The following is a 10,625-nucleotide window of genomic DNA, read 5'->3' on the forward strand; positions in this document are numbered from 1 at the left end:
AAAGAATAGTGATTTTAGAACAACAAGCCGCTGGTGCGATGGGCCAGCGGCTTGTTGTATGTTTCTCCATGCTTTTTTTTGCATTTGTGCAGCTGTTTCATCCGATATTATAATTGTGCAGTAAATACCGATGCCACACAGATCCCGCTAGCAAGCTGGCTATTGATTGCTGTGTGGTAATGTGGCTGTTGATGTGCCGGCCGAGAGCGTTTCGAGGACGATGGCCGCTCATCATTATAAAGTCATGTGGTTTGGAGGACTTGTGTGGAATATCGAGTGAACCGGGCAGTAGCGATAATGGCTTTGGCAATGCTGTCCTCTTTCAGCCTTGCCGCCCAGACGGTTGTGCCAGGACTTTTGCCCAAGGATGCACGGTCCATGGGTATGGGCGGTTCTTTCAAGGTTTTCGCGGAAGGATACAGCTCGCTATGGGGCAATCCTGCGGGGCTCGCAGCCAGGGGTTCGCTCACGGTTGCGGACAGCGCAACCTGGGCCTATGTACAGCCCACACCGCTCAATATTAAAAATATAATTCGTGTTTTGGGCCAGCAGGCGACACACGATGAGTCCGTTGCTACTCTCGATGGACTCATCAATGAAAATGACTTTGGCATGGGCGAGAGCCTTGGTTTTGGTTGGACAGGGAATGGTCTTGGTCTTGGTCTGACATCTATCGTGGATGCGTTGGTGACAGGCGATGCGCTTGCTGGCTCCAAGCTCGCAATAACAAGCCAGACAAATGCTGTGTTGGGAATGGCTTGGCCTGTCAATCTTGGTCCATTTGGGATCAGGATTGGTGCGAGTGCCCGCGGATTTTACAGAATTGAGACACTTCCCGGCGGCTGGCCGTTTGATTCGCTGGCAGAAGCTGCTCTGAACAGGCAAGACCTATATTCTATTATAAAGGTCTATAATGTGCAGGGAGGATTTGGTATTGCCATCGATGCGGGCGCGACGTTTTCTATCGGGCCATTTTCGATAGGGCTCATGATGCGGGACTATGGTGACAAATTTGCAATGAATGAATCAACTATCGAAGATATCGCAAACTCCTTCATGGTTCCTTCAGGAGGAATAGATACCTATGTGTTTAAACCTGTGTACACGGCAGGGCTCGCATTAAAACTTTACCAGGATTTTCTGTTCTCCCCTTCGTTTTATGTCGAAGCTGATGATCCGCTTGCGCTCTTTCCCTTGGTTACCAGAGATATCGACGCGATGTTTTCAAGGCTCCATATAGGGGTGGATCTGAAGTTCCTTAAATTCATCTCGTTGCGTGCGGGCTTCAATCAGGGCTTGTTTTCGTTCGGGGCAGGGCTTGATCTCATTATTCTTGAAGTCGACGCAGCACTGTTCAGCGAGCCTATCAGCGCTGCGGGAGGTCGCATCGGTAGGACCGGTATAGCGTTGCAAGGCGCAATTCGATTCTGATGGAAGGAATATTGACATTTGGCGCTGATTTCGCTAGTGTAACAACCCGCGGCGGGTGGGTGCAGGTTGTACAGCTTTAGCCGCAGCCGGCTTGTGGGGAAGCGCACTTGCCCGGCAATTGCGCGTGGGCCGCTAGCTCAGTTGGCAGAGCAACGCCCTTTTAAGGCGTGGGTCCCCAGTTCGATCCTGGGGCGGCTCATTTCTAATATCTTTTATTATAAGCAATTAGCCGCCTTCGCAAGGGCGGCTTATTTGTTTTTTGGGGATATGAGAATTTTCTATGAGAAAGGGTCAGTCCGCAAAGCAAAAAAAGTTAAAAAACGGGGTCAGACCCCGATTTAAATTCTGAAATATATCTTTGACAGCCGTTTGATTTTTCGCGCGAGCGCAGGCGAAAGCGCGCCTTCAGGCAGGCGCCAGCGCCACCAGCCGCCAGTGGTCCCGGGATAGTTCATGCGAGCTTCGGAGCCAAGGCCGAGAAAATCCTGCATGGGGGCTACTGCCAGCATGGCGGGGCTAGACCATGCAGCGCGGATAAGGTCCCACGAGAAGGTACGGCGCCCCCCATGCAGGTATGCGAGCGCGCGTTTCCTTGCCTGAGGGGCAGCATGCTCGATCCATCCCATCGCTGTATCGTTATCATGGGTGCCTGTGTAGGCTATGCAATGTTGCGGATAATTGTGCGGATAATCATTGTTGTCGGTTTGCGATTCAAACGCGAATTGCAGTATCCTCATGCCCGGAAAACCAAGGCTGTCCCGCAGTTCAATGACTTCAGTGGTGATGAAACCGAGGTCTTCTGCGATAATTGGCAGCTCGCCAAGCGCTTCTTTTAACGCATTGAATAGTGCATGGCCTGGCCCCTTTTCCCAGCGCCCATGTTCAGCAGTGGGTTCTCCTGCAGGCACTGCCCAATATGCCTCAAAACCCCGGAAATGATCGATTCTGAGCACATCGACAAGAGACAGCGTATGCTGCACGCGCGCCTTCCACCAGGCATAGCCTGTCTTCGCATGCGCGGTCCAGTCATACAAAGGATTACCCCAGAGCTGGCCAGTTGCCGTGAAATAATCAGGCGGCACTCCCGCCACATGCGTCGGCATGCCTTCCGCGTCGAGCTGGAAGAGCTCAGGATGCGCCCACACATCGGCTGAATCGTATGCCGCAAAAATCGGGATATCGCCAATTATTCGAACGCACCGCTCATGCGCATATTGTCTGAGCTTCTGCCATTGGGTCCAGAATATATACTGTGTGAACTTTATTCGCCCGATGCGCTCGGCTTGCTCGCTCACGAAGCGCGCGATTGCATCAGGCTCTCTGCAGCGGAATGCTTCAGGCCACTCATTCCATGGTCGGTGGCCTTCGTGCTCTTTGATTGCAGCAAAAAGCGCATAATCATCAAGCCAGGAAGCCTGCGCGTTGCCAAATTGCTGAAATTTTGCAAGACGCGCGCCGCCTTCCCTACTGCCGAACCGCCGCCAGGCTGCCTCAATCAAGCGAGCATTCTCCCGAAACAGCAGGGCATAATCGATGTAGTTCGTAGAAGAGCCTGTTGAAACGCCACTCGCCCGGCTACTACTTTCTGCACCATTGAATCCTGTCAGGTAGCCTTCCACTTCCTCTGGAGCGAGAAGGCCCTCATCCATAAGTGCTTTCGGGTCGATCAGATACGGATTCCCCGCAAAGGCTGATGGGCTCTGGTAGGGCGAGTCACCATACGCCGTTGGCCCGAGCGGCAAAACCTGCCACCAGCCAATTCCCGCATGTGCGCAGAAATCGACAAAGGCGCGTGCTTCTTCTCCCATCGTTCCGCAGGGCCATGGACCGCCAAGCGAAAGTGGGTGCAGCAATATTCCACAACTTCTGGGTATTTGCATAGGTAAACCGATTTACATGATGCATAGCAAAGCGCCTTTCTGTCAAGAGCAAGGCGCAGGAAAGCCGCGGATATACTCAAACCGCCTGGCTGCCCCGGCTATGCACCGAGCCCGAGCCGGCGCGCCCTAATTAGCGCTTATCGTGAAACTGATGGTGTCCGAGTACTGGCCTGCTTCGACATCCTGCCCGGCGGCAACGGATATGGCGCCCAAAAGGACTTTGCTATACAGCTGTTTTGCAGTCTCCTGGTCGATGATGATATCCGGGCCGAGGGTCTTGCTGGCTCCATCGATTGTCAGCATGTACTGAATTTTGTCGCTTGTCGTCGTGGAAGTAAGATAGCCGCCCGATGCCGCACTCATTTTCAATGTGTAGGCAGTATTGGCCTTCAAAAAGATTGCGAATGTACCACTTGCTCCGCTGGAGACCTCGCCGAGATTGATGTTGTAAATCGCGGATCCGGTATCATAACTACCAGTGGCAGGGCCGATTCTGACATCGACTTTTTGATTGACAATTGCAGTGTAGGTAAAGTTTTCGCTGTCTCTCAATGTGCCCGCTACTCCTACGGTTCCTTGATACAGCCGCGCGGTAAACGTGCCGGCATATGTTCCATATGGCACTTGCTGATTCTTTCCAATCCATGGGTACACGGTAAACGTCTGCGTAAGGACAGAAGTATTCTTATTGAATTGCCCATACAGAACTTGAGTGCTCGTCATTCCTGAGCCATTGCCTCCGAGAATTTCTTGCGTAAAGGCGCTGTCTTTATAGAATTTGCTGAGAATGGAAAGAGCGGAATTGTCGGTAAGCACAAGATCTCGCGAATTGACTGTGGGCGAGCCATTAATTGTTACAAAAAAATAGAATGTGTATCTAGGTTTTTTGCTCAATCTGACAGTAATGGAAAACTGCGGACCCGTTGTATCGCTGGAACTGTCCGGATCATAGGTGACAGTGGCTGGCGCTGTAATAGGATTGAGCGAGAGGGTCTGGCTGCCTGCCGCCATCACTATTCCAACGTATATCACTGCGAGCAATAAAAGTTTTCTGCTCATGAATTTACCTCATTTATATTCTAATGCTATTTGCCTCTGCTGTGTACTACAACATCGCCAAGATCGATAGTGTCCTCACCGCTCTCAGACAGCTCGAATTGGGTTGTTCCATAGCCTTCAGGCCATTCGATGGTGTAGGTGCCAGGCAAAATATCATAAATCTCGAAATGCCCCATTTCATCCGAAAATGTCGAAGTCACCATCGAGCCGCCGAGATCATAGATATCGCCGGGCAGATATTCGACAGGCTTCCCTGTGGTATCGACAAGGCGGCCATACAACATGTAACGCTTGACCACATCGCTCTGGAAAAGGATGCCGCTTCTGAATGCAGGCGAAACAAGCACGAATGGATAACGCGGATTTAGGTTGATTGGGGATTCGACCAGATCAACAGAAAGCACTGTCGTTGTATAGCTTGTCAGCGGCAGAATAATATTTTGGCCTTTTGCTGCAAAATACTGTGCACCTGAAGAAAGCCTATATAAAGCAGATTCTTTTTTAAGCGAGGGAGATGTAGCAATGAGAATGAAAGAATCAGGAATCTGACGAGTGAAGGCCACATGGGAACCGACAAAGGCCAGCGTCGTCCTGAATTGCAGATTGCCAGTCAGGGTGTCGGTGTTAAGACTGCTGTCATGTGCGAAAGACCCTGCTGCACTCACATCATAAAATTCCGATGTGTTTCGTACCCCAATATTGAAGACGCTGCTTTCCCCTGAGCCAGGTAGAAAGCTGCTTGTGTTGATATTAAAGTCGAAAACTTGTCCAAAAGCGGAAAATTTATCCAGAATACCAAGGCTGGTAGTGCCATCAGTGGTTTGCATGAAATTGAGCGAGCGCGCATAGCTTTCACGCGGCATTATGCTGAAGGTCAATATCGCCGAGAATGTTGGCGAGCCTGATGAGGGGAAAGAAAGCCGCCCTGAAAGGCTCAAATTTCCGCCTTTTATGAAGCTTTGGCTTATTGAAGCGTATATTTCGTGAGTCATCGCAGTGGGCGAGCTCAAAATTCGGTTCAGCGAATAACCAATGCTGGCATTTGTCCGGGAAAAAATTGCGGAATACAGGCTTGCAGAAAAGGACAATAAACTGCTAGGAGGCGCACTATCGGGCGCAGATGTGGCAGGCGGCATAAAGCCTTTGCCGCGGTAGCTGAAGGACAGCCCTAAAGAAGGAATTGAACTGTTTCCCGGCATGGAAAATACATAATTTGCACTTGCTGCAGGGGCAAACATTTCGCCCCATCCATCCCATCGGCCCACAAGAGATGCTGACCCATTGATAGTGCCTATCGGCAATGCTGAAACCCAGGTCAATCCTCCCATTGCCGATCTGATATCCGCTTGAATATTGAAGCCTCCCGAAAAAGCGGGAGATATACCGAACAACCAATAACCGCTTGCAAAAAGCTCTTTCCAATCCTGGATGCCAGTGCCTGCAGATAGAGCAAATTTCGAAGTTCCGACCTGAAGAATATTGCTCTCCCTGGGAATGATGCGCCTTAAAACCTGCACATTGCCGTCGCTTTCTTCTATACGGAGCACAAATTCATTGAGGCCCGAGGTGAACGGCAGATCGAGAATACGGTAATTGCCTGGCGCCAGCAGCATTGTACGGATCGGTTTGCCATTGACTTCAACACTTACTCTGGCAAGCTTGTGTATCGTAAATTCGGTCATATCATCGATAAAGCCTTGGCGCACAATATATTTTTCAAAATCGGAAGTACCGATGGAAATCCCATAGAGCGTGGATTGCGTTTGGGCTCCAACTACCGGAATACTTATCTTGCCAAGTGAAATCTGCAATTTTCTCGCAAAATCGCTCCAAAGCGCATATGCATTATCGACACTGTAAGAGAGCGCTGCGTTCGAGACGGAAATATTCCCTGATCCCACAAGATGCGTGCCCATTAGGTCGATCATGGCGAGAAGTTGGGTTGAATAGTTCAAAGTATTGCTTGTTACATTCGAAATTTGCAGCGCTGATTCATTCTGGATGAAACCCGAAAAAGGCGCAGCTCTCAATATAGGCTTGTAATTCGGCACCTGTTCGGGCACAAAATCGATATCTACTACAGGAGCATACTCTGGTGGAATTGTAATGCTGATTGTCAGCTGGGCTGAATCAAACTCGAACGAAATGCCAACCAGCGCAAAATCGTCAGCGGTGAGCCATGTAAGGTCTCTGAAAACAGAATCAAAGATGACAGAATAGATATCCGGCCGCAAATGTTCAATCAGAAGTTGTGCAGCGAGTTTTTTATAGAGAACAGCTTGGTTTTGCCATATGCCGGCATTCACTTCGCCTGCCGGTTTTCCGTTTATGGAGAGCGCAATTGTGATTTCGAGATCTGGGACGATTGTATCATGTGTTATTGGCGCATTTGAAATAGCAGGCTGGCTTGGCGGAGTCTGGGCAAAAGAGATGGAAATACCCATTACGAAGAAAAGGAGAATTACGGACATTAATTTGCGAAAAAACACTTTTCAATTACTCCGAATTTACATTTTATTATAAAAACGCCCGCGGCGCATCATGTTGAGCGTTATTCAATAGTTGCGGACAACGTTCCCGTATACGTAGTGTTCGGCTTTGCGTCGTCGGAGGGAACGAAGAAGCGTCGCACATTTCCCGCAAGCAGATTTTGACCCTGAATTGCTTTGACGGCATCGTCCTTGAGTGTAATCGAAATCCCGGTCCCGCCGGCAATCTTGAGCACCGGATCATTGATAAGCGCATGGCGAGTGCCGCTGTTCGTGATAGTGACGAGGAAGCCTTTCTTGCCCTCCTGCTCAGCGTATTCGACTTTGGATACAGAGAGCTTATGCGCAACATTCGTCGGCGTAACATACAGCGCTGCGATATAGCGGAACAGCACTTTTACGCCTGAAGTCTGCTGCTGGGTAAAATCGATGGGAACCTGTTCTGCGATGATACGATAGGCAGCTTCCTTTGCAAGCTTTGGTGTGCCTTTGTACTGCACTTTGATATTTTGAAAGGAATTCGGCTGCACCACGACGCGCGTAGGGAAAATTGTGAAATCTTTATCAGCCGGTTCGTTGATTTCATTGCCATTTTCGTCGATATCGCGCGTCATCGCTTTTATGACGATAGCGATCTGCTGGCCTCCATCGTTGGTAAGGCGGAAGCTCGCGATACTCTGGGCGCCGCTGGGGGAAATTGAAATCGACATTGGCATGAAGGTGAACGCAAATGCGCTCATTCCAAGCAAGAACAAAAATGTGGCCAGGAATGTTTTTCTATATTTCAAAGTAAAGCAATGCAAGCCAAAGCGATGCATGTGTTCCTCCTTCTCTATATATGCTGTATTTTAGCCTTGAAATCGTTTCAGTGCAATGCTTGCATAGTGTTACGAACCTTGCAGAAGGTCGGCAGGAGAAAACTCACGCAAGCGCATAGCGAGGCAGATACTCCGCAGACGTTTTGAGAGGGGTCGAGAATGCGCGCTTCCAGAGCTTCTGATCCAGTAGATCGAGGGAGAGCCTACTTAAGAATGCCCGTTCACGGAACATCCATGCGCGCCCCGTGGCCACAAGCTTGCGAGGTATGCCCGCCGCTTCTGCATGGGTCATACGCGCCTTTCGGTTCGCTTTGATCCGGAAGGGCTTTGCGTAGTTGTGCCAGGCCATGTAGACGCAGAAGCGATTGAGCATATTGGCGACATTGCGGGAAAAGCAGGCGGTTTCACGCCTATGGGCTGCCTGATCCTTTCTGAGCTCGCGATCCATGTAGTTGGCGCCGAAGAGGGGATTGTACCAGGTGCGTGGTTCGGTGGAGTGCACGGTCAGATGCACCAGTCGATGGTCTGCATTCTGCAAGCGAAAGAGCGGATGGCTATACAGCGCTCTGCGATATTCCTTTTTTTCGTCGGTGATGAGGATGAGAGGCTGCCATAGCTGGGGCATGCGTTCCTGGGCAAGGCGATCGAGCAGCTCCCGGAATGAGCGTTCGATGCTCCGAGGCTCAAAGGTACACGCACGATAGAGCAGGGACATTCTATGCTTTTGAGCCTCGGTGGTGTTGCCGGAACGGCGCAGGGTGGCATGGGTAGCGGCAAGGAAGAATTGAGAATCGGCGGTGACGGCGAGGGTGATGTTGTTGGGGAAGTACTGAGAGACATCGAAGGAGACGAAGCCATCGATGCAGACGGATTCATGGGGATTGGCATGGGGACGGAGCAGGCTCTGGAGTGCGATGGCTTGCCGGGCGAGTCGGTCGATACGGTTCTGGATGGTGCCGCACGAAGCAGAGAAGAATCGTGAGAGTGCGCGAATGCTCATGGAAGAGCTGAGCAGGGTTTCGATCTGGGGATAGGCGAGTTTGCGCTTGGCGAAGTAATCAAGGCTGAAGGTCTGGGTAGAGAAGTACTTGCCGCAGAAGCTGCAGCGAAAGCGCTGGACTTTGCCGAAGGTTTTGGTCACATAGAACCCTGCGGCGACGAACCAGCGTTCTTTAGGTGCGTGCTGATGATACGCACAGGCCGGGTTTGGGCAGAAATGAAAATGATGCATGAAAGCCTCCTCTCCTTATAGACGCAAGGAAAGAGGCTTTCACTTCAAATTCATATGCAGGGTTCATGACACTATGCATACATTGCGGGGCCGGGAGACTTTGAGCATGCTCAGCCGTGCTCGATAATGAATGAACGCATCGAAATGCTCGCATTTTGAAAAGATTCATGGAAAAAGCTGATGCGGTCATCCTTTTCTTTCATAGCAAGGATTGCGATAGCTGGCAGGATGTGTTCCGGCGTGGGCATCGCAGGGGAGCGTTCAAGGTTCCGAAGAGCGAATTCGCTAAGGGCAGAAGCATCGCCGGCTTGAATGATGGCGGCGATTTTTCTGTCTGCCTCCAGAGCCCAAGGGTAGGGTTTTGCTTTGATATTCTTGCTAATTTTGTACAGATTCTGAACAAGTGCACCGCTTCCAATAAGCAAAATCCTTTCGTTTCTGAGTTGTGCCAGGGCTTTCCCTACATTGACAATTTTTTTTGTATCGATATGGTATGAAAGGCTTATTTCCACCACAGGGATTTGTGCTTCGGGGAAAAGGTGAACAAGAATTCCCCATGCTCCATAATCGATTCCGCGCGTGGAGTCGCTTTTTGCATTGATGCCTGCAGTTAGCAAGAGGCTGCAGATTGTATCGGCCAGATCAGGCTTGCCTGGGGGAGCATAGCTGATCGCATATAATTCTTCCTGGAATTCGATACTGTCGAATATCTGCTTCGGGAAGGGAGAACTGGTGACTCGGACTTCGGGGGTGCTCCAGTGGGCGGAAATGACCGCGATAGCATCAGGGGAGGGCAGGCGGGTTCGGAGCGATCGGAGCGATTCGGTAAAGTCGTTGTTGAGCGCAGCGTTGATTGCAAGGCCATGTCCTACAAAGAGGGCGGGCATGACGATGGGGGACAGAGCTTTATTCATATTGTTGAGGATACTGCAGGCGGGCTGCCACTTCAACGCATTGCCCTGGTTTTAGTCGGGATCGTCCGTGGCGGGACTTGCTGACAATTTAAAAATCTGCGCAAAGCGGCTGCAATAGTCAATAAACTGAGCGTATATAAACCGAATCAAGAAAAATGCCAAAGCCGGGCGAGATGAAGGTTCACCATTCCGGAAGATGAAAAAGGGACCCCCTCGCGTTCGAGAAGAAAACGTTTCATCTCGAGTCCTCCCTGATATCCGGCGAGAGAGCCATTCGAGGCAATGACGCGGTGACATGGAATGAGGAGCGGGAATGGATTGTGCGACAGTGCGCTGGCGACCGCGCGGAAGGCGGAAGGCTTGCCACTTGCCTTGGCGAGTTCGAGATAGGTGCTGACGTGGCCGAATGGGATTGAAGCTTCCAGTGAAAGTATTGTCTGTCTGAAGCTGTTCAAATACTGCAGGCCGGGTCTGAGAAGCTTGAACGGGAATTGTGCAGGTTTGCTTTCAGCCGCTGCGCATATAGCTTCTGTTGCGCGGGAAATGAGATCAGGTAATAGACGTCTGTCATTCCATTGCTCAAGTATCGGGAAATCAGTGTGCGCTTGGCTAACGAGCGCACAATCATTGCGAGGCAGATAGATACGGCTCAAGATTGGCGCTTCTTCTCCCTGTCATACCACCACGATGCTACCGAACCGCGTGGGGACAGAGGTTGAAAATGCTTGGGTTTCTTTCCACTGTATTGGAATCATTTTTGCCCCCTCTTATGGAGATATTTGCGCGCGCAGCCCCATATTGTC

Annotated in this window: 8 protein-coding genes and 1 tRNA gene; 2 read left to right on the forward strand and 7 right to left on the reverse strand. The window is 50.7% G+C overall.

From position 1 onward, the window contains the following. The first annotated feature begins 264 nt into the window (after positions 1 to 264). Both GAP13_RS05685 and GAP13_RS05690 read left to right on the forward strand, forming a co-directional pair. On the forward strand, positions 265 to 1,431 hold the full coding sequence (locus tag GAP13_RS05685) for a hypothetical protein (protein WP_158907078.1): 1,167 nt from the start codon (positions 265 to 267) through the stop codon (positions 1,429 to 1,431). 126 nt (positions 1,432 to 1,557) lie between these two features. Then, a tRNA-Lys gene (locus tag GAP13_RS05690) sits at positions 1,558 to 1,630 on the forward strand. A 139-nt stretch (positions 1,631 to 1,769) separates the two neighbouring features. On the opposite strand, the gene malQ is transcribed toward GAP13_RS05690, so the two are convergent. The 7 genes from malQ to GAP13_RS05725 all read right to left on the reverse strand — a co-directional run bounded on the left by malQ (position 1,770) and on the right by GAP13_RS05725 (position 10,475). Next, positions 1,770 to 3,311 carry a 4-alpha-glucanotransferase gene (gene malQ, locus GAP13_RS05695; protein WP_158907080.1) on the reverse strand — a complete coding sequence of 514 codons (1,542 nt, stop codon included), beginning with the start codon at positions 3,309 to 3,311 and terminating at the stop codon, positions 1,770 to 1,772. 126 nt (positions 3,312 to 3,437) lie between these two features. Next, entirely contained in the window at positions 3,438 to 4,370 is a 933-nt protein-coding gene (locus GAP13_RS05700) for a spore coat protein U domain-containing protein (RefSeq protein ID WP_158907082.1), read from the reverse strand. Between the two features lie 26 nt (positions 4,371 to 4,396). Further along, complete coding sequence (locus tag GAP13_RS05705; RefSeq protein ID WP_158907084.1) at positions 4,397 to 6,841, reverse strand: fimbria/pilus outer membrane usher protein; 2,445 nt, start codon at positions 6,839 to 6,841, stop codon at positions 4,397 to 4,399. An 80-nt stretch (positions 6,842 to 6,921) separates the two neighbouring features. Next, positions 6,922 to 7,677 carry a fimbrial biogenesis chaperone gene (locus tag GAP13_RS05710; protein ID WP_158907086.1) on the reverse strand — a complete coding sequence of 252 codons (756 nt, stop codon included), beginning with the start codon at positions 7,675 to 7,677 and terminating at the stop codon, positions 6,922 to 6,924. 103 nt (positions 7,678 to 7,780) lie between these two features. Beyond that, positions 7,781 to 8,908, reverse strand: a complete 1,128-nt coding sequence (locus tag GAP13_RS05715) for a hypothetical protein (RefSeq protein ID WP_158907088.1) — start codon at positions 8,906 to 8,908, stop codon at positions 7,781 to 7,783. Positions 8,909 to 9,018: 110 nt separating this feature from the next. Then, positions 9,019 to 9,822, reverse strand: a complete 804-nt coding sequence (locus tag GAP13_RS05720) for a dioxygenase family protein (RefSeq protein ID WP_158907090.1) — start codon at positions 9,820 to 9,822, stop codon at positions 9,019 to 9,021. Between the two features lie 146 nt (positions 9,823 to 9,968). Further along, positions 9,969 to 10,475 carry a methylated-DNA--[protein]-cysteine S-methyltransferase gene (locus GAP13_RS05725; RefSeq protein ID WP_222126156.1) on the reverse strand — a complete coding sequence of 169 codons (507 nt, stop codon included), beginning with the start codon at positions 10,473 to 10,475 and terminating at the stop codon, positions 9,969 to 9,971. Positions 10,476 to 10,625: the final 150 nt, after the last annotated feature.

It is taken from the genome of Rectinema subterraneum (genome assembly GCA_009768935.1).
GTDB classification, from domain to species: Bacteria; Spirochaetota; Spirochaetia; order Treponematales; family Rectinemataceae; genus Rectinema; species Rectinema subterraneum.